This window comes from Curvibacter sp. T50 (assembly GCF_057219955.1).
Genome location: NZ_JBXVVU010000004.1, coordinates 260,380 through 278,862, shown reverse-complemented (window position 1 = coordinate 278,862; position 18,483 = coordinate 260,380). Strand labels below are relative to the sequence as shown.

Genomic DNA, 18,483 nt, shown 5'->3' with positions numbered 1-18,483 from the left:
TGCACAAAAAGTGGGGAAACGTGGATTCAGGCCGCCGGAGCCGGCGGGGCCCGCATCGGCGCCATCAGCAGCACGCGCGCGGGTCCGTCCTGACCGTGGGGGCGTGCCAATGCCAGGCCTGGCATGGCGCTGCGGTCGGCGGCCAGCGGCGTCCGCACCAGCCCCAGCCGCGGGATCGGTGGCAGGCTGACGTGGGCCAGTGCCCAGACGCAGGTCATTTCCGCGCCGGGCGCCCGGTTGTCGTCCGTACCCGTACCGGTCGTCGTGTCGGGCGTCTGAACCACCGCGTCCAGCCGGACCCACTGCAAACCCTGGGGCGTGCAGATTTCAGCCACCGGGGCGTCGCCCGCGATCCAGGACACCACCCAGGCGCCCAGCACCCCCTGCAACGCAGAGAACAGCATCGACAACACCAGCCAGCGGATGGTGCGGCCGCGCCCACGGCCCACGCGGGGCGCGTGCCAGGATATCCGGTGTGATGTTGTTCGGGTCATCGGGAGGTGGTCCGGCGATCAGTGCCGGTGCGTGGTTGCGTCGCGGGGTGTCTGCACCCAGACCTTCACCGCGCGCTCACCCGCCCGCTCGAAGCGCAGGGTCAGGTCGAAACGGTCGCCGTCTTTGAGCGGTTGCTTCAGGTCGATCAGCATCAGGTGGTATTCGCCGCCATGCCGAAGAGACGTCATGGCGCGCGGTGGTAACGGGACCGCGTCCACCGCACGCATCCGCATTACGTCGCCGTCCAGCACCATGCGATGCAACTCCACGCGGGTCGCCACCGTCGTGGCGGCGCCCAGCAGCCGGTCGGGCCGGTCGCCGGCATTGCGGATGCCACGAAGGTACGCCGCGCCGTTCGGCGCCCCGGCGATGCTGGGCACCGCATATGGGTGGTCGATTTCAAGGTCACCGATCCGAAAGCCATGTGCGAAGGCCGCCGGGGTGGCCGTCAAGAGGGCTGCAGCGAGCCCCGCCGCCAGACGACGCGACGCGAGGTTCGATAGTCCGCTCATGCGGCCACCAACGTCCCGCCGAATCCGGCCGGTGCCGTCATCCAGGGCGCCGGCGATGCGATCCGCGGCGCCCGCGGGCGCGCAGGCACCAGACGATTGAGCTCGCGGCAGACCGTTTCCGGTGCCGAATTGACGATCTGGGCGATGTCACGCAAAGTGGGCAATTCCTTGCGATCCAGGAGGGTCTCGCGGCGCACGTGGGGCCGCGACAGCAAACGCAGCAGATGCTGTAGCCGTTCGACCACGGGGCCGCTGCGCAGCTCGGCCATCTCCAAGGACTGCCGCTGCTGTTGACGGACTGCGTGACCCAGGACGCCGGCCAGATCACTTTCGCCCGCCTGGTCGCAGGCACACAGGGCGGCGTCCAGCAGGGCGGTGGCACCAAACGCCGCCGCCTCACCCAGCAAGGATTCGACCCCGATCAGATCGCCCGGCAGGGCCAGGGCCACGACGTCACGCCCGTCGCGGGTCGGGCGTTCGATCAGGCAGACCCCGCGTTCCATGCGCCAGAGCCCGGCCCGCTGGCCGGTCTCGATGGCGGCCTCGCCTCGGAAAACGGTGCGCCGCGCGGTCGCAGGAGGACGACGAGATTGGGGGATGACGATCGGAGATTGAAGACTGGTCATAAGGGGTACCTCCTTTTCAGCGTACGTGCAGCACAATGCGTCCACCGGAGCCTTCGCTCCAGCCGCTGGGCGCATCCAGCGCGCGGCGTTCCTGAACCCAGGCGGGAACGGCCCCGGGATCCGGCCGATTGCTCAGCCTGGCCAGGCTGGTCGAAAGTGACTCCGGACGCGATGTCGACGGGGTTTGCGCATGCGCATAGTCGCTTGCGCGCAGGGGCAAGACCGGGGCCTCGGCACCGGCAATTGCGGCGGCAACGGCAATACCAAAAACCGCCGTCACGTGAACGCCCAAAAACACCAGAATGCGCCGGTTGGACAAGGCACCGTTGCGTGCCCGGTCAGGGTCGGAATAGCGCATGTCACCCTCCCGCTGCCGGCACGCGCGCAGCAAGCCATGCCACCAACGCGAGCGTGGCGCCCATATTGAGATGCGTGACCGCACGCACCAGAAATTCCAAAGTTTTCATTCGAAACACTCCTGAAAAAACCTGAAGGAACCATTCCTTCAGATGCCGGCGCGAGGGCCGGCGAACACCGGGGGCGGTGCCGGAACGCGCCATCGACACGATGGCGCAGACACCGAACGGATCAGGAGAGGGTGAGAGGGGGGCCGCGTGCCCGCTGAAATGCGGGCGGCTCCGGAAGAAGGGGCGCTGCCCCGGTCAGACCGGGGACGACCGGGCGACCAAGGGCAAACGCCAGAGAAGGATGGGTCGGGGGCGGTGCCAGCCGCTCCGCCGCCAGCACGCAGTAGGGACAAGCATCGAGCCAAGGCTGGCTGGAGTCTCCTTGCGCCGGCGGTGCCTGCGATCGGATTTCCCCGGTTTGAAGCGACACCCACCGCATGCCTGCGGCAGAACACACCTCCAGCCAGGCTGCCTGGCCGGCTGCAGGCGCGGACAAGGCACGCGACAGCGTTGGCAGACAGGCTGCCAACGCAATCGCCAGGATGGCGAGCCACGTCAACGGGCGGTGTCGGCGCAGGGTGTTCACGGCGGATGTTGCAGCGTCCGGGGTCAGGGCAGCAGGCGTGTGGCGCTCAATGCTTCATGCCCGCGTGGCCGGCATGACCACCCTGGCTGGGGTCGGTCTTGGCCGCTGCGTTCAGCGGGCGGGCCGGGGCCTTGATCTCCACCGTCTGCTTCTTGCCGTCCTTGCCTTCGAAAACCAGGCTCACCGGCACGGTGTCGCCATCCTTGATCTGGCCTTTCAGGTCCATCAGCATGACGTGGTAGCCACCGGGCTTGAGATCCACCGCCTTGCCGGCGGGCAGCGCCAGGCCGCCGGCCACCTGGCGCATCTTCATCACGTTGTTGTCCATGGCCATTTCATGGATTTCCACCACACCGGCCACCGGTGAGCTGCCAGCGACCAGTTTGGCATCCTGGGCTGCCGTCAGCTGCATGAAGGCACCGGTGGCTTTCTGTTGCGGCACGGTGGCGCGCACCCAGGGTTCCTTGACGGTGACCTGGGCCTGGGCGGCGGCCGCCACAGCGAGGGTGGCGAGGGTGAGGGCAAAACGTTTCATGGGGGCTCCTTTTACAAAAAAAACACAGTGTGCATCCGCTCAGCCGTTCTGCGCAAGAAGCAGCCGGATGTCATGGGCGTAGTCGTCGGCGGTCTGCTCATGGCGCATGGCCAGTCGCAGGCGACCTTGCGGGTCGAACACGTAGGACAGCGCCGAGTGGTCCATGGTGTAGGAACTGCCGGTGGGCACTTTCTTGTAATACACCTTGAACTCGTCGGCGGTTTCCCGGGTGCGGGCCAGGTCGCCCGACAGGCCGAGGAACGACGGGTCGAACGCCGCGGTGTACTCGCGCAGCATGGGCGCGGTGTCGCGCTCCGGGTCCACGGTGATGAAGACCACCTGCAGCTTGTCTTTGTCGGCGCCCAGCAGCTTGCGCACCTCGGCGGCGCGGATCAGCGCGGTGGGGCAGACGTCCGGGCACTGGGTGAAGCCGAAATACAGCAGCACCGCACGGCCGCGAAAGTCCGCCAGGGTGCGTTCGCGGCCATCGGGGTCGTTCAGGCGAAAGTCGCGCCCGTAGGCCGCCCCGGTCAGGTCCAGACCGCGAAACCGGACCGCCGGCGTGCTTGCCGAGCGGTCACAACCAAGCATAGGCAGCGCCAGCGCCGCCGCCAGCCAGCGAACCCGGGCCCGGGGGGTGAAAGCCATGCTTTCTCCTGAAAACTCAATGAAAAGTGGCAATACCCAGCGTCAGCTGGTCATTGTCTGCTATGAAAATTGAATCAGGAGAACACCGGCGGCGCGCGGGCCTGCCAGGCGGCGCCGATGCGCGCGGCGATGCGCGCGGCCTCGATCGGCACGAGGGCATGTGACAGCGCATGCGGCGGCGCCACGGCGGCGACGAGTGCCGGCGGCGGGGCGCTGAGCGTGGCGCACAGCGGGCAGTCCAGCGTGCTGTGGCCCACCTCGGCCGCGCTGCCATCAGCGTCCAGCACCACCATTTTCACGCTGGCGCCGGAGCAGACCAGCAGGGTGGACTGGGGCGCCACCAGCGGCGAGGCCACTGCCACACCGAGCGACAACACAAACCACACCAGCACCAGGCGGATGATGTGGCGGGCGTGACGCAGGAAACTCATAGGCCTCAATTATCGTTGAATCCGGCTATCCGACCTGATCTATGTCAATCGCATGCCTGTCGGCACCGCGACTGCCGCCGCACCGCCACCCCGATACGATGCCTCTTTTGACCAGGAGACACCCCATGCTCACCCTCTGCGGATTTGCGGCCAGCAACTACTACAACAAGGTCAAGCTCGCCCTACTTGAAAAAGGCGTGCCGTTTGAAGAAGAGCTGGCCTGGGTCGGCCAAACCGACCTGGCCGCCAGCCCGCTGGGCAAGGTTCCCTACCTCAAGACCGACGAGGGCGCCCTGTCCGAATCGACCGTGCTGCTGGAATACATTGAGGCGAAATACCCCGCCCACCCGCTGTTGCCGGCCGACCCGTTTGCCGCCGCCAAGGTGCGCGAGCTGCTGCGCTACACCGAGCTGCACCTGGAGCTGGTGGCGCGCAACCTCTACCCCGAGGCCTTTTTCGGCGGCAAGGTCAGCGACGCGGCCAAGGAAAAAACCGGCCAGCAGTTGGAGAAGAACATCGCCGCCTTCGCCAAGCTCGCGAAATTCGCCCCCTATCTGGCCGGCGACACCTTCACCCTGGCCGACTGCGGCGGCGCCGTACACCTGCAGCTGGTGGCCAGCGCCACCAAGATCATCTACGGGCGCGACTACCTGGCCGAGCTGCCGGTGCGCGACTACCTCAAGCGCCTGGGCGAGCGCGCGACGGTGCAGAAGGTCAACGCCGACCGCAAGGCCAACACGGAGCTGATGATGGCCGCCGCCAAAGCGAAGGCCCAGGCGAAAACCTGACCCGGCTCCGTGGCGGCTTCCTGTTCGGCGGCGGCGTCCTGATCAATATCTCGGCGCGCGCCGCTCGCGCAAGGAGGCCACGCCTTCGCGCACGTCCGGGCCGGCGAAGCCCATGAATTCGAGGGCCAGCGAGGTGTCGAAGGTGGGGCCGGCCTGGCGCAGCCAGTTGTTCAGGCTGTATTTGGTCCAGCGGATGGCGGTGGCGCTGCCGGCGGCCAGGCGGTCGGCCACTTCGTAGGCTTTGGGCAGCAGCTGGTCGTCGTCCACCGCCAGTGACACCAGGCCGATGCGCTCGGCCTCTTCGCCGCTCACCGCCTCGCACAGCATCAGGTAGTACTTGGCCTTGGCCATGCCGCACAGCAGCGGCCAGACGATGGCCGCGTGGTCGCCCGCGGCCACGCCCAGGCGGGTGTGGCCGTCGACGATCTTCGCGGTTTTGGTGGCGATCGAGATGTCGGCCAGCAGGCCCGCCACCAGGCCGGCGCCCACGGCCGGGCCGTGCATGGCGCTGACAATGGGTTTGTCGCAGTTGATGACGTTGTAGACCAGGTCACGCGCCTCTTTCCACACACGGGTGCGCACGGCGAAGTCGCTGGCCATGTCCTGCACCAGGGCCAGGTCGCCGCCGCCGGAAAAGCCCAGGCCGTCGCCGCGCAGCACGGCGCAGCGCACGCTGTCGTCTTTGTCGATGTCGCGCCAGATCTCGCACAGCTCCCAGTGGCCGTCGTGGCCGGCGGTGGGTAGCTTGCCGTTTTGCGCTTTCATCTGGATATCGAGCACGGCGTCGTTGGCACCCCGGCGGGTGATGGACAGGGTCTCGTAGCGGCTGTAGTCGGGTCGGGCAGGCGACATGGTGAGGGCTCCAGGTTGCGGAAGGAAAAAGGCGGCTGCCGTGTTGTGGCAGCCCAGTCCGCATTGTCGGGCGGCCGCCGCCCCGCCGCCGCAAATCGACGCGGCGCAAATCTTGACTTCAGTCAAAGACGAAGGGGCGCAGCGGGGCGCATGATGACCGCATCAATCAGGAGTAGCCATCATGAACAAGGAACAAGCCTCACCCTATGGTCAGGAGCTGCGCCGAATGCGCGCCGACCTGCTGTCCCGGATCGAGCTGCACCGCGGAGGGGACCGTAGCCGCGCGGAAGCGACCGCCGATCATTTCGGCCATCCCGAGGATTCGCCGGCACAGGTTGCCACCGAAAAGGATCTTGAGCTGGCAATCGGTGACCATGAGATGGTCGAACTGAACGCCATCAACGCAGCGCTGACACGCATCGACCTCGGAACCTACGGCGAATGCACGGACTGTGGCGTGGACATTCCGCCGGCACGCCTGGACGTTGCCCCGCAAACGCCCCGGTGCATCCATTGCCAGGAAGCGTTCGAAAAACACTGACCAGCCCGAGTCCAACCGATTTTTTTACCCTTCAGAAGGAAGTTTGTTCAATGAGTACGTTTCACGCCGTTGTCTGGATGGACCACAACGAAGCCCATGTGGTGATGTTTGATCGGGAGCACATGGAGGCCCAGCGCATCAAGTCGCGCAGCCACCACAAGCACCAGGGCAAGTCCCATGACAACGCCGCCTTCTACCTGGATGTCGCCGGAGCGCTGGCCGGCGCCCATGAGGTGTTGCTGGCTGGCCCCGGCATGGCCCGCAATGAATTCCGCGACTGGGCTGTCAAGCACCACCATGCGGTTTCGAAAACCATCGTCGACTCGGTGTCGGCCGACCATCCCACCGACGGTCAGCTGGTCGCCATGGCCCGCCAATACTTTCACAAGTACGACAACATGGCGGCCGATCCGTCGCTGAGCTGACCACAAAACGGCAGTGATCGGGCTGCGGCCCGACGCAGGCTGCGCTATCCTTGACCGGATGCGCAGCCTGTTTCATTTTGCTTTCCATGTGACCGACCTGGACGTCGCCCGGCGCTTCTACGGCGGCGTGCTGGGCTGCCGCGAAGGGCGCTCCACGGCCACCTGGGTGGACTTCGACTTTTTCGGGCACCAGCTTTCGCTGCACCTGGGCAGCCCGTTCCCCACGGCCGACACCGGCCTGGTGGGTGACCACCGCGTGCCGATGCCACATTTCGGGCTGGTGCTGGCGCTGCCGGACTGGCAGGCGATGGCGGCGCGGCTCAAAGCCGCCGGCACCGACTTTGTCCTCAGCCCCCAGCTGCGCTTTGCCGGGCAGCCGGGCGAGCAATGGACGATGTTCTTCCGCGACCCGTTCGGCAACCCGATCGAAGTCAAGGGCTTTGCGTCGCTGGACCAGGTGTACGCGGCATGACCTATACCTTCACGTCCGCCACCATCCTGCTGCTGCTGATCACCGATCCGTTCGGCAACATCCCGATTTTTGCCAACGCGCTGCGGCCGGTGGCGCCCGAGCGGCGTGCGCGGGTGATCCTGCGCGAGGTGCTGATTGCCTTTGTGCTGCTGCTGACCTTCATGTTCGTGGGCGACCGCTTCCTGCGGCTGATGAACCTGTCGGACCTGTCGCTGCAGATTGCCGGTGGTGTGGTGCTGTTCCTGATCGCGCTGCGCATGATCTTTCCGCCGCCGCCGGTGGCCGGCGCGCTGCAGCAGGGCGAGCCGCTGATCGTGCCGCTGGCCATTCCGGCACTGGCCGGGCCGTCGGCCATGGCGACCGTGATGCTGCTGGTCAGCCAGGCGCCGGAGCGGCGGCTGGAATGGGTGGCCGCGCTGAGCGTGACCATGCTGGTCTGTGCCGTGGTGCTGGTGCTGGCCGAGCGCATCCAGCGGGTGGTGGGTGACCGGGTGGTGGTGGCCTTCGAGCGGCTGATGGGCCTGATCCTGGTGGCGATTTCGGTCGAGATGCTGATTCGCGGCCTCAAGGCGCTCAAGACGCAGCTGTAGGGCGAGACCTCGCCCTCAGCCTGCCGTGCCTTCGACCAGCTGGCGCATCAGCACGGCCTTTTGCACCTTGCCCAGCGCGGTGCGCGGCAGGGCGTTCACCGCGATCCACCGGCGGGGAAGCTTGTAGCGTGCAATGCGTTGCTGCAACCAGTCCGACAGCTCTCGCTCCCAAAACGAGAGCAATTCATCACCTTTTTCCGCTGGGTATTGGCAGTTTTCGCCCTTCAGAACCACCACAGCGGCCAGTACCTCGCCCCAACGGGCGTCCGGCAACCCGACGATCGCGCATTCGGCAACCATCGGATGGTTGGCCAGCAACTGCTCGATCTCGGCCGGATAGATGTTTTCGCCGCCGGAAATGATCATGTCCTTGGCGCGGCCGACGATGGTGTAGCTGCCGTCGGCCGCCCGGCGCGCCAGGTCGCCGCTGTGGAACCAGCCCTCGGCATCCACGGCGGGCCGATCTGGCCAGTAATGGCGGACCACCGCCGGCGAGCGCAGCAGAACTTCCCCGACACCGTCCGCGCCGGCCGCCAGACGGACCTCCACACCCAGCGCCGGCCAGCCGCACGAACCGGCGTGGCTGGCGGCCTGAGCGGGCGGCAGGGCGACAGAGAAAGGTCCGGTTTCCGTGGCGCCGTACACATTGCACACGGCAATGCCCCGTTGCAGGAACGCATCGACCAGCGCAGCCGGGAGGACACTGGAGCCAGCCCAGACCGCGCGCAGCGTGGTGAAGTCGGTCCCGGGCCAGTCGGGGTGGTCGATCATTGCCTTCATGGTTGCCGGCACCTGCAGGGTCAGGGTGGGACGGTGGTCCCGGATCGCGGCCAGCGTCGCGCCCGGCTCAAAGCGCGGATGCAACAGCACCGACGCCCCGGCCATCAGGGCCGGCAAGGTCTGGATACACAGTCCGCCGACATGAAACAGTGGCAATACCGTCAGTACCGTGTCGTCCCGCGACAGGGCCTGGGCAGAAACAGCGGCCAACATGTTGGCCAGCAGATTGGCATGGGTGTGGGCAGCGCCTTTGGGTTCACCGGTAGTCCCCGAGGTGTAGACCAGCAAGACCGGCGAATCCGGCCGGGCGACCGAAACCACCGGGCCAAGCGCCGGGGTAGCGATCAGGGATTCGACCGAATAAGCCGCCAGCGCCCGGGACCGCGCCAGTTCACCCGCCTGCGACTGCCAGGACTCGTCAAACACCAGGCAATGGGGATTGCAGTCAGCCAGGACCGCTTGCCATTCCGCCGGGGCCAGCCGGTAATTGAGTGGCACCAAAATTGCGCCGAGTCGGCCCAGTGCGAACAGCAGCACCAGCTGATCCACGTGGTTGAAACCCAGCCACGCAACGCGGTCACCGGATCGGACGCCCCATTCATTCGCCAGGCGGGCCGCGGCCCGCTTAGTGCGCCGGGCCAGTTTGCCGTAGCTGTACCATGCGTCCGCGAATTGGACGGCGGGTGAGTCGGGGGCTTCCTGCGCTCGGGCGTGCAACAGATCGTCCAGCACGGCCGGGGCGTGATCCGAAAGGGATGGTGTCGACATTTACCCAACTTTACCCCGGCTTCAAGCGCCGGGCGGTTCATGCTGTCACCATGGACGGCAACATAACCCGCACACCGGCTGGCGCCATGCCCGCAGCCCGCACGAAACTGCCCCTACACTGATTCCATGAGCACCGACCTGCTGATGATCGAGGACGACCACCGACTGGCATCCATGGTCAGCGACTACCTGAGCCAGTCCGGCTTCTCGTGTCGTGTCGCCGATACCGGCCAGGCGGGCCTGGCCCAAGCCCAGGCGCGGCCCCCGGCACTGATCATTCTGGATCTCATGCTGCCCGACAGCGAAGGCCTGGACCTGTGTCGCCGTATCCGCGCCATGCCGCCCCCCCTGGGTTCGACCGCGATCCTGATGCTGACCGCCAAGGGCGACCCCATGGACCGTGTCATCGGACTGGAAGTCGGTGCGGACGACTACCTGCCCAAACCCTTCGAACCCCGGGAACTGCTGGCTCGCATCCGGGCCGTGCTGCGGCGTCGCGAAGGATCGCCGAACACGGAACCGGCGGGGACGCTGCGATTCGGCTCGCTCGAAATCGACCGCAACGCCAGGACCGTGGCTGTCGGCGGCGAGCCCAGGGAAATGACGTCCTACCAGTTCGACCTGCTGATGACCCTGGCGGAGCGGGCCGGGCGGGTGCTGACCCGCGACCAGATCATGGAAGCTGTCCGCGGCCGGGAGCTTGAAGCCTTCGACCGCTCGATCGATGTGCATGTGGGCAGAATTCGCGCCGCCATAGAAGCGGACGCCAAGAACCCCAAACGGATCCTGACGGTTCGGGGGGTGGGCTACGTGTTCGCCCGTCAGCAGGATTAAGGCCGTGGCCTTTTTCCCCGCGCTGGCACGGCGCCTTTACCTGCGCATCTGGCTGGCCGTCATTGTTGCGGTGGCCGTGGTGATCCTGGCGGCCGGTTGGGCCTGGCGCGAGACGGTCCGATTCAACCGGCTGCAAGCCCCACCGCCCCGCGAGGTGACGGTGCGCAATCCGGCCGGCGAGCTGATCGGTTCCGCGCTGGCCCAGCCGGCCCGGACGCCCGGCGGCGGGATCGAATTCCGGGTTCAGCTGTCCGACGGGCAGACGCTGTGGCTGCAAATGCCCCCGCGAGGGAGCGGAGGCGCTCGTCCGCCGGCGCCCCTGGCGCCACCCTGGTACCGGCCACCCTATGGCTATTTCTGGTTGCTGGGTCTGGTCGCCGTGGCGGTCGCTGCGGGGCTGTATCCGGTCGCGCGTCGTCTGACCCACCGTCTGGAAACACTTCAGCAGGGTGTACAGCGCTGGGGTAACGGCGATCTCGCCGAACGGGTTCCCGAGGGCGGGCAGGACGAGGTCGCCGATCTGGCCCGGCATTTCAACGCCGCCGCCGAAAAAGTTGAGGCGCTCATGCAAACGCAAAAGGCCCTTTTGGGCGCCCAGAAGACCTTGCTTGCCAACGCGTCTCATGAATTGCGTTCACCGCTGGCCCGTATCCGCATGGCACTGGAATTGCAGCGCCAGAACCCCACGCCGGCGATCCACGACGAAATCAGCCGAAACATCGGCGAGCTGGACCAACTCATTGACGAAATCCTGATGGCCAGCCGGCTCGACAGCCCCGACCCCGGGCTGGAACCGGTGGAGTCGGTTGATCTGGTCGGTCTCGCGGCCGAGGAGGCGGCACGCGTCGACGCCCAGCTGGAGCTGCCGCAAGGCCATACGATTGTGCTGCGGGGTGAGACGCGGCTGCTTCGTCGCCTGTTGCGCAATCTGCTGGAGAACGCGCGCCGCCATGGGGGCGCCGATCGCCGCGAAGACATTCGCGTCGAGCTCGGCACCGACCCCGGCGGGGTCACGATCCGGGTCGGCGACCGCGGGCCGGGTGTCCCGCCGGACCAACGCGAGCGGATCTTCGAGCCCTTTTACCGACTGCCCGGCAGCAGCGAGCGCGAAGGTGGCGTGGGACTGGGACTGGCACTGGTGAGATCAATCGCTCAACGGCATGGTGGCTCGGTGTCCTGCCTGGACCGCGTCGGCGGTGGCGCCGAATTCGTGGTTCGACTTCCGCACGAGCGTTCGTGAACAAATGCGCAGCTTCGCCGCTTTACTGCCGGCGCCCGTCGCAAGCCCCCCACGTTCATGGGGGGTAATCCACATTCCGTGCCCCTATAGTCCACCTGACGCTGTCACACCCAACGGGGAATCGGAAAACCGGTTCATTCCTTCCTGAGGAAATCGTCTCCCGACGTCGTCCCTTCGGGGACTTGAATGCCACCTTCGGGTGGCATTTTTTTCTGCGCCTCAAGGTATCTAGAATCGCCCGATGTTTCGCACGCACCTGGTCTCCTGGATGGCATTCGCGTGGGGCGCTTTGCTGTTTCTTCCCATCGGGGTGAACTACCTGACGTTCCTGGCACTGCTGGCTGCGCTGCTGGCTGGCGGCCGGTGGGCTGAGCGGGGCCGACGCATCCGGCACAGTCCGTACTGGTGGCCCGTGGCCGGTTTCGTCGGCTGGACAGTTTTCTGTCTCGCTGCGCAGCCGGCCTATTTCGCGGAAACACCCAGCAACCTGTTTCATGGCCTTCGTATAGCCCTCACCTTCCTGGTTGTCGCCGCGCTGGATGAGCGAGAGCTGTCGTCAGGGCTGCGGGGCCTGGTCATCGGCGGTCTTGCCGGGCTGGCAATTGCTGCTGTGAATGGGGTAATCGGTCTTCCGCCGTCCGATATGTGGCGCAGCCTGATCAGCCACCATGGCAACAAGTCCATTTCGAACGCGCTGATCTATGCCCTTCTGGCCGTGCTCGCCGTGCGAGTGGCGTTCGAGCAAGCCCCATGGAAGCAGAGTGCGCTTTTGCTGATCGGAGCGATGGCCTGCATCGCGCAGATAGTGGTTGTCCTGCCGTCTCGCACCTCCATGATTGCCGCTGTTCTCGCGATGGCCTTGCTGGCCGTGCACCGCTGGCGAAACGCCTGGCGACCGCTGGTCTCCGCCGTGGCGGCGACAACCGCGCTGGCTGGCGCAGTGCTGACGCTGCAGCCGGACGTTTCCCGCGAATTCGAGAGGGGCCTCAATCAGCTGCGGGCGGCCGATAGCGAACGGGTGGAAATGACCAACAGCTGGGGCGTGCGCTACCACCTCTATGACAAGACGGCTGCGATGGTGGCGGATCGGCCTGTGCTGGGTTGGGGTATCGGCAGCTGGAATGGGCAGTGGCGCGCGCGTGCCGACGCCGCCATCGGTGACATCAACATGCCCCACAACGACTACCTCTGGATGGGCGCCCAGGCCGGAATCCCGGGCCTGATTGCCATGCTGGCACTGGTACTGGCCGGAGCGGGCCGGTGCTGGAGCCGGCGTGACGCCATCGGGGCCATGGGTCTGGCCGCCATCGTCATTCTGGCCCTGGGGGCATCCTTCAATTCCGCACTGCGGGACGCCGCAATCGGTCTTTCGTTGCCGTTCGTCACTGCCCTGTTGGTCAGCCGTGCCGTGCTGGCACCATCGTCTGATCCGCCGTCCGGACCAGACGGCCGCAAGCCCTCGATTGCCTGAGTTTTCGCCATAGAGGCCGCCTGCTGCGGCTCCGCTGGCGCTGACCGGCAAAGACTCCGGCGGAGTCGCTGGAGTTCAGTGGCCGTGTCCCACCGTTTCCCCCGCCTTGAGCCGGTAGACGGTTCCGCAATAGGGGCATTTCGCTTCACCGGTTCGGGCCACGTCCAGATAAACCTTCGGGTGGCTGTTCCAGAGTTTCATGTCGGCCTTCGGACTGGGGCAGTAAACACCGCCCTGGGCGTTCAGGTCGCTGGCCAGAAGTTCGATTGCAGCTTGGGTCATGGTGTATCTCCCTTTCAGACCTTGGTCAGCCAGTGGGCGTATTTCGGGTTGCGGCCGTTGACGATGTCGAAGAACGCGCTCTGGATCTTCTCCGTCACCGGGCCGCGGCTGCCGGCACCGATTTCCACACGGTCCAGCTCGCGGATGGGCGTCACCTCGGCCGCGGTACCGGTGAAAAACGCTTCGTCGGCGATATAAATCTCATCGCGCGTGATGCGCTTTTGCACCACCTCGATGCCCAAGTCCTTGCAGATGTGGAACACGGTGTTGCGCGTGATGCCGTTAAGCGCACCTGCCGACAGGTCCGGCGTGTAGACCACGCCGTTCTTGATGACAAACACGTTCTCGCCGGCGCCTTCGGAGACAAAACCCGCGCTGTCCAGCAGCAGGGCTTCGTCGTAACCGTCGTCCAGGGCTTCCATGTTGGCCAGGATGGAGTTGCTGTAGTTGCTCACCGCCTTGGCCTGCGTCATGGTGATGTTGACATGGTGGCGGGTGTAGCTGCTGGTCTTGACGCGGATGCCCCGCGCCATGCCCTCTTCGCCGAGGTAGGCGCCCCAGGCCCAGGCCGCCACCATCAGGTGGATGGTGTTGCCCCTGGGCGAGACGCCCAACTTCTTGTCGCCGATCCAGGTCAGCGGCCGCAGGTAGCAGCTTGCCAGATTGTTCTCGCGGACAACGGCGATTTTCGCCTCGTTCACCTGTTCCTGAGTGAACGGAATCTTCATGCGCAGGATCTTGGCGCTGTTGAACAGGCGCTCGGTGTGCTCCTGCAACCGGAAGATGGCCGTGCCATTGACGGTGTTGTACGCGCGCACGCCCTCGAAGGCGCCACAGCCGTAGTGCAGGGTGTGGGTCAGCACATGGATTTTGGCATCGCGCCAGTCGACCATCTGGCCGTCCATCCAGATTTTGCCGTCGCGGTCGGACATCGAGGGAATTACGGGGCTCATGGTTGATCCTTTGAAGGAAATTCGGGTCGCGTCGCAATGCTGCGCCGACCGGATTTTACGATCCGGACTGAACCATGCTTGTGGTGGCATCGGCTGGCGCCTCAGCCTCCGGCGGGGGGCGCACCAGGGTCCACTGCACCAGTTTGCCCTCGCGGAACTCGCAAGTCACATGGGAGTCGCCGCTGTCAGTCCAGCGGAAAAACTCCGGCTGTTCGTCCTTGGGCGAGCGCAATGCGCCCAGGGACCGGGTCATGGCGATGACATGCATCAGCGTCACCCCGGTCTTGAGCTTGGCGTTGAGCATGACGGCACTGTCCACGTACCCGATCGGGCGGTCGGCGGCCCTTTTCAGGATGGTCATCAATCGGGTGAAATGAAGCAGTATCCACATCAGGATGGCACCGGCCACTACTGCCACACCGGCCCACCCGTACTGAAGAAAGGCCACAACAATCGCAACCAGACCGAAAACTGTGAACAAGTACTTCACCGGAACCCACCTCAGGATTTCACACCACCAACACCATCCGGCCCGAGAGACTGGCGTTCGACGACTACGTCGGCGCGCTGACGGGTCGGGCGAACAGCCACTCGCCGATGATCTTGCGGCCCTCCGAGAGCAGCACCGCGCGATCAAGGTCATGCCAGGCCGTCAACTCGTTGAGCGGGGACCAGTCACGGGCGCGGTCGCGAACCACCTCGACCGTCCAGTTCGCGGACAGGCTGTCGACAAGCCGCTGGCGGGCCGAAGCATCCACCCGACCATACCGGTCATGCAGTTCCACCGCGATGAAGGCACCCTTCAACTGATGCAATGCCGAGGCATTCAGGAGTTGAAACTCAGCCCCTTCCACGTCCATGAGCACTACGGTCCGCGCACCGTCAAGTCCGAGTGATTGCAGCTGGGCGGCGAAATCACCCTCCGCTGCACCCAGAGCACGCAATGCCTTGGAAACCTGGTTGAGTTCAGCGTTCCGCGCGATGGCCATGCGCCCGGTCTCGGTGGCTTCAAAAGCCACCGCTTGCTCGCAAAAACCCTTGGCCAGCAGCGAAACGGGGTAATAACCATCCCCCGCACCCACATCGACGAAGGTGCGCGGCCCATCGCCTGTCATTGATGTCAGCGCGGCAAGAAGCCAGTCGCAGACCGGTTCTTCGTAAAGGCCGTAGATTTTCAGACCATGCGCGGACTGGCTGATATTGGCATCTCCATTGAACCGAATACCGGCAAAGGGCCCGCGCTGTATGACGCCGGCATGCCTGCTGAATACTTCACGAGCCAGCGCCTTGCGATGGCTTTTGATGATCGCCCTGCGGAGAGAATGAAGAAAGCTGTTCAAGAGAAATCCAAGCTGTTAACCGGTCAACAGGCGCCCCGCCTTTCACCGCGAAGAGGCAAGCACTATACCTGCCGCATCAGCCCATTTCTCGCACCAGCGCCATCGCCTCTTCGATCCGGTCCACCGGGTGAATGGTCAGGCCCTCGAAGGCCTTGTCGTGCTTCTTCGGTGCATTGGACTTGGGCACCACCGCCACCGAAAACCCGAGCTTGGCCGCTTCCTTCAGCCGCTCCTGCCCGCGCGGCGCGGGCCGCACCTCGCCAGCCAGGCCAACCTCGCCGAAGGCTAGAAAGCCTTTGGGCAGCGCCTTGCCACGCAAGCTGGACGTGATGGCCAGCATCACCGCCAGATCGGCCGCCGGCTCGCTGATGCGCACACCGCCCACGGCGTTGACGAACACGTCCTGATCCATGCAAGCGACACCGGCGTGGCGGTGCAACACGGCCAGCAGCATCGCCAGGCGATCGCGATCCAGCCCCACACTGAGGCGACGCGGGCTGGGCCCACCGCTGTCCACCAGCGCCTGGATTTCGACCAGCAGCGGGCGGGTGCCCTCCAGCGTGACCAGCACACAGCTGCCCGGCACCGGCTCGGCATGCTGGCTCAGGAAGATGGCGCTGGGGTTGGCCACTCCTTTGAGGCCGCGTTCGGTCATCGCGAACACACCGATCTCGTTCACGGCGCCGAAGCGGTTCTTGATCGCCCGGATCAGGCGGAAACTGCTGTGGGTGTCGCCTTCGAAATACAGCACCGTGTCCACCATGTGCTCCAGCACCCGCGGACCGGCGAGCGCGCCTTCTTTGGTGACATGGCCCACCAGCACGATGGCCGTGCCGCTGGCCTTGGCCGCGCGCGTCAGGTGCGCCGCGCACTCGCGTACCTGCGCCACCGAGCCCGGTGCGCTGGTGAGCTGATCCGAATACACCGTCTGGATCGAGTCGATCACCGCGATCGCCGGTTTGCGGGACTCCAGCGTGGCGAGGATTTTTTCGAGCTGGATTTCGGCCAGCACCTGAACCTGCGAGCCGTCCAGGCCCAGCCGCCGCGCGCGCAGCGCGACCTGCGCGCCGCTTTCCTCACCGGTGACGTAGAGCGTGGGATGCGCGCTTCGCTGCAGCGAATCCAGCGCCTGCAACAGCAGCGTGGACTTGCCGATGCCGGGGTCGCCGCCGATCAGCACCACGCCGCCCTCGACGATGCCGCCGCCCAGCACGCGGTCCAGCTCGTCATGCCCGGTTGGGGTGCGCGCGAAATCGCTGGCCTCGATCTCGCCCAGCGTCGCCACTTCGGCGGTCCGGGCCAGCGAGGCAAAGCGGTTTTTTGCCGGTGCGGCCGCCTCGGCCAGCGACTCGACCAGCGTGTTCCACGCACCGCAAGCCGGGCATTTGCCCAACCAGCGCGCGCTGGTGCCGCCGCATTCGTTGCAGACGAAGTACGTTTTCTCTTTGGCCATCGGGCGAGACTACCACCCCGAAGCGACCGCTACCGACGGTTGCCGTGAACCGTGTCGCGTTGATAACGGCGTCTGACCTCGGCAATCTCCACCCGGTAGTCGCTGTACCAGCGCTCACGGCCGAGTTTCTGGGCCATCAGGTGGTCCGCCTGCTGCTTCCAGGCGCGGATGCTGGCCTCGTCCGGCCAGTAGGACAGCGCAATTTCCTGCTCGCCTTCGGTCACGGCGAGAAACTCCAGGCAGCCGAAGTCGCGCAGCGCCAGTTCGCGCAGGTGCGCGGCGGTGGCGGCGTAGTCGGTGTCAAGGGCACGCGCCGTGGCGCGGAAGATGACCACAAACATCAGTGAACCCCTTCAAAACCCGCCGCCAGCGCCCGCGTCAGCTCCGCCGCGGGCACGGCGCGACAGCCACGGGTGTTCTGGCCCGCCCACAGCGGCGAAAAGTCGGCGCTGCCACGGGCCTCAAACCCAGCCCGCAGGGGCGCCATGGTGGCGGTGGCCAGCGGAAATTCGGGCGCTGCGGCGCTGAGGCTGCCCAGCTCGCGCATCACCCGGTTGACGATGCCGCGGGCCGGCCGGCCGGTGAACACGTTGGTCAGCGCGGTGTGGCGGGCCGCGTCGCTGTGCAGCGCGGCGCGGTGCAGGGCGCTGGTGGTCGCCTCGGGGCAGCACAGGTAGGCCGTGCCCACCTGCACCCCGGCGGCGCCCAGCGCCCGCGCGGCGCGCACACTGGCGGCGTCGGCGATGCCGCCGGCGGCGATCACCGGCACCGACACCGCGCGCACCACCTGCGGCAGCAGCGCAAATGTGCCCATCTGCTCGCTCAGGTCGTGCCGCAGGAAGTGGCCACGGTGGCCGCCGGCCTCCAGGCCCTGGGCAATCACTGCATCCGCGCCGTGGGCCTGCAGCCAGACGGCTTCATCCACCGTGGTGGCGGATGACAGCACCGTGGCGCCCCAGGCCTTGACGCGCGCCAGCAGGGCCGGTGCGGGCAGGCCGAAATGGAAGCTCACCACCGGCGGGCGAAACGGCGCGATCAGATCGGCCAGGTCGGCGCTGAACGGCGCCCGTCCCGCGCCGGCCGGCACGGCCGCGCTGTCGAGTCCGAGCTCGGCGTAGTAGGGTGCCAGCGTGGCACGCCAGGCCGTTTCACGGGTGGCATCGGGTTCGGGCGGCGTATGACAAAAGAAATTAACGTTGCAGGGGCGCCCGCTGGCCGCCAGCACCGCCAGCTCGGCGCGCAGCGCATCGGGCGTCAGCATGGCCGCCGGCAACGAGCCCAGCGCCCCGGCGCCCGACACGGCCAGCGCCAGCGCGCTGCCCTGCGCGCCAGCCATGGGCGCCTGAATCAACGGAAATTCGGTGCCCAGCAGGGCCTGCAGCGTGCGCATGGGGTTCTCCGGACGTTCGCGCATTCTCACCCGAAGGCGCGCCAAGGGTTTACCCGCAGATTCA

At 66.2% G+C, this 18,483-nt stretch carries 25 protein-coding genes; 8 read left to right on the top strand and 17 right to left on the bottom strand.

Going from position 1 to position 18,483, the window contains the following annotated elements; translation table 11 throughout:
* Positions 1 to 26 precede the first annotated feature (26 nt).
* The 8 genes from AC2EBU_RS14640 to AC2EBU_RS14605 form a co-directional block, all read right to left on the bottom strand.
* A complete protein-coding gene (locus AC2EBU_RS14640) occupies positions 27 to 494 on the bottom strand; it encodes a hypothetical protein (RefSeq protein WP_484611173.1) in 468 nt (155 codons plus the stop codon).
* An 18-nt stretch (positions 495 to 512) separates the two neighbouring features.
* Positions 513 to 1,007, bottom strand: a complete 495-nt coding sequence (locus AC2EBU_RS14635; protein WP_484611172.1) for a copper chaperone PCu(A)C — start codon at positions 1,005 to 1,007, stop codon at positions 513 to 515.
* Positions 1,004 to 1,633 (bottom strand): Crp/Fnr family transcriptional regulator, encoded by a 630-nt coding sequence (locus tag AC2EBU_RS14630; RefSeq protein WP_484611171.1) that lies wholly within the window; start codon positions 1,631 to 1,633, stop codon positions 1,004 to 1,006. Before AC2EBU_RS14630 ends, AC2EBU_RS14635 begins: the two co-directional genes overlap by 4 nt.
* Positions 1,634 to 1,649: 16 nt before the next feature.
* Complete coding sequence (locus AC2EBU_RS14625) at positions 1,650 to 1,991, bottom strand: hypothetical protein (protein WP_484611170.1); 342 nt, start codon at positions 1,989 to 1,991, stop codon at positions 1,650 to 1,652.
* Positions 1,992 to 2,221: 230 nt separating this feature from the next.
* Complete coding sequence (locus AC2EBU_RS14620) at positions 2,222 to 2,626, bottom strand: DUF2946 family protein (RefSeq protein ID WP_484611169.1); 405 nt, start codon at positions 2,624 to 2,626, stop codon at positions 2,222 to 2,224.
* Between the two features lie 46 nt (positions 2,627 to 2,672).
* Positions 2,673 to 3,161 (bottom strand): copper chaperone PCu(A)C, encoded by a 489-nt coding sequence (locus AC2EBU_RS14615; protein ID WP_484611168.1) that lies wholly within the window; start codon positions 3,159 to 3,161, stop codon positions 2,673 to 2,675.
* Between the two features lie 39 nt (positions 3,162 to 3,200).
* Entirely contained in the window at positions 3,201 to 3,809 is a 609-nt protein-coding gene (locus AC2EBU_RS14610; protein WP_484611167.1) for an SCO family protein, read from the bottom strand.
* A 74-nt stretch (positions 3,810 to 3,883) separates the two neighbouring features.
* Positions 3,884 to 4,240: a DUF2946 family protein gene (locus AC2EBU_RS14605; RefSeq protein WP_484611166.1), complete on the bottom strand. Its 357-nt coding sequence runs from the start codon at positions 4,238 to 4,240 to the stop codon at positions 3,884 to 3,886.
* A gap of 125 nt (positions 4,241 to 4,365) precedes the next feature.
* Here AC2EBU_RS14605 and AC2EBU_RS14600 point away from each other — a divergent pair, with 125 nt between their 5' ends.
* Entirely contained in the window at positions 4,366 to 5,028 is a 663-nt protein-coding gene (locus AC2EBU_RS14600) for a glutathione S-transferase family protein (RefSeq protein ID WP_484611165.1), read from the top strand.
* A gap of 42 nt (positions 5,029 to 5,070) precedes the next feature.
* On the opposite strand, the gene AC2EBU_RS14595 is transcribed toward AC2EBU_RS14600, so the two are convergent.
* On the bottom strand, positions 5,071 to 5,880 hold the full coding sequence (locus tag AC2EBU_RS14595; protein WP_484611164.1) for an enoyl-CoA hydratase/isomerase family protein: 810 nt from the start codon (positions 5,878 to 5,880) through the stop codon (positions 5,071 to 5,073).
* Between the two features lie 181 nt (positions 5,881 to 6,061).
* Between AC2EBU_RS14595 and AC2EBU_RS14590 the strand changes: the two genes are divergently transcribed.
* Genes AC2EBU_RS14590 through AC2EBU_RS14575 form a run of 4 tightly spaced genes read left to right on the top strand, consistent with a single transcriptional unit; the run spans position 6,062 to position 7,908 of the window.
* A complete protein-coding gene (locus AC2EBU_RS14590) occupies positions 6,062 to 6,421 on the top strand; it encodes a TraR/DksA family transcriptional regulator (RefSeq protein WP_484611163.1) in 360 nt (119 codons plus the stop codon).
* Between the two features lie 50 nt (positions 6,422 to 6,471).
* Positions 6,472 to 6,846 (top strand): hypothetical protein, encoded by a 375-nt coding sequence (locus tag AC2EBU_RS14585; RefSeq protein ID WP_484611162.1) that lies wholly within the window; start codon positions 6,472 to 6,474, stop codon positions 6,844 to 6,846.
* 58 nt (positions 6,847 to 6,904) lie between these two features.
* Positions 6,905 to 7,318, top strand: a complete 414-nt coding sequence (locus AC2EBU_RS14580; protein WP_484611161.1) for a VOC family protein — start codon at positions 6,905 to 6,907, stop codon at positions 7,316 to 7,318.
* Entirely contained in the window at positions 7,315 to 7,908 is a 594-nt protein-coding gene (locus AC2EBU_RS14575) for a MarC family protein (protein ID WP_484611160.1), read from the top strand. Before AC2EBU_RS14580 ends, AC2EBU_RS14575 begins: the two co-directional genes overlap by 4 nt.
* A gap of 15 nt (positions 7,909 to 7,923) precedes the next feature.
* Here the strand turns inward: AC2EBU_RS14575 and AC2EBU_RS14570 are convergent, their stop codons facing one another.
* On the bottom strand, positions 7,924 to 9,456 hold the full coding sequence (locus AC2EBU_RS14570; protein ID WP_484611159.1) for a class I adenylate-forming enzyme family protein: 1,533 nt from the start codon (positions 9,454 to 9,456) through the stop codon (positions 7,924 to 7,926).
* Between the two features lie 126 nt (positions 9,457 to 9,582).
* Between AC2EBU_RS14570 and AC2EBU_RS14565 the strand changes: the two genes are divergently transcribed.
* From AC2EBU_RS14565 to AC2EBU_RS14555, 3 genes are all read left to right on the top strand, one after another.
* Positions 9,583 to 10,290: a response regulator gene (locus AC2EBU_RS14565; protein WP_484611158.1), complete on the top strand. Its 708-nt coding sequence runs from the start codon at positions 9,583 to 9,585 to the stop codon at positions 10,288 to 10,290.
* Positions 10,291 to 10,294: 4 nt separating this feature from the next.
* Positions 10,295 to 11,530 (top strand): sensor histidine kinase, encoded by a 1,236-nt coding sequence (locus AC2EBU_RS14560; protein WP_484611157.1) that lies wholly within the window; start codon positions 10,295 to 10,297, stop codon positions 11,528 to 11,530.
* A gap of 241 nt (positions 11,531 to 11,771) precedes the next feature.
* Entirely contained in the window at positions 11,772 to 13,001 is a 1,230-nt protein-coding gene (locus tag AC2EBU_RS14555; RefSeq protein WP_484611156.1) for an O-antigen ligase family protein, read from the top strand.
* A gap of 75 nt (positions 13,002 to 13,076) precedes the next feature.
* Here the strand turns inward: AC2EBU_RS14555 and AC2EBU_RS14550 are convergent, their stop codons facing one another.
* The 7 genes from AC2EBU_RS14550 to AC2EBU_RS14520 all read right to left on the bottom strand — a co-directional run bounded on the left by AC2EBU_RS14550 (position 13,077) and on the right by AC2EBU_RS14520 (position 18,419).
* Positions 13,077 to 13,283: a zinc-finger domain-containing protein gene (locus AC2EBU_RS14550; RefSeq protein WP_484611155.1), complete on the bottom strand. Its 207-nt coding sequence runs from the start codon at positions 13,281 to 13,283 to the stop codon at positions 13,077 to 13,079.
* 14 nt (positions 13,284 to 13,297) lie between these two features.
* Positions 13,298 to 14,236, bottom strand: coding sequence for a branched-chain amino acid transaminase (locus AC2EBU_RS14545; RefSeq protein ID WP_484611154.1), 939 nt, complete (start codon positions 14,234 to 14,236; stop codon positions 13,298 to 13,300).
* A gap of 55 nt (positions 14,237 to 14,291) precedes the next feature.
* Positions 14,292 to 14,726, bottom strand: coding sequence for a glycerate kinase (locus tag AC2EBU_RS14540; protein WP_484611153.1), 435 nt, complete (start codon positions 14,724 to 14,726; stop codon positions 14,292 to 14,294).
* A gap of 64 nt (positions 14,727 to 14,790) precedes the next feature.
* Positions 14,791 to 15,576 (bottom strand): class I SAM-dependent methyltransferase, encoded by a 786-nt coding sequence (locus AC2EBU_RS14535; RefSeq protein ID WP_484611152.1) that lies wholly within the window; start codon positions 15,574 to 15,576, stop codon positions 14,791 to 14,793.
* Between the two features lie 76 nt (positions 15,577 to 15,652).
* A complete protein-coding gene (radA, locus tag AC2EBU_RS14530; RefSeq protein WP_484611151.1) occupies positions 15,653 to 17,029 on the bottom strand; it encodes a DNA repair protein RadA in 1,377 nt (458 codons plus the stop codon).
* Between the two features lie 29 nt (positions 17,030 to 17,058).
* A complete protein-coding gene (locus AC2EBU_RS14525) occupies positions 17,059 to 17,370 on the bottom strand; it encodes an antibiotic biosynthesis monooxygenase family protein (protein ID WP_484611150.1) in 312 nt (103 codons plus the stop codon).
* Positions 17,370 to 18,419, bottom strand: coding sequence for an NAD(P)H-dependent flavin oxidoreductase (locus tag AC2EBU_RS14520; RefSeq protein ID WP_484611149.1), 1,050 nt, complete (start codon positions 18,417 to 18,419; stop codon positions 17,370 to 17,372). Before AC2EBU_RS14520 ends, AC2EBU_RS14525 begins: the two co-directional genes overlap by 1 nt.
* Positions 18,420 to 18,483 lie beyond the last annotated feature (64 nt).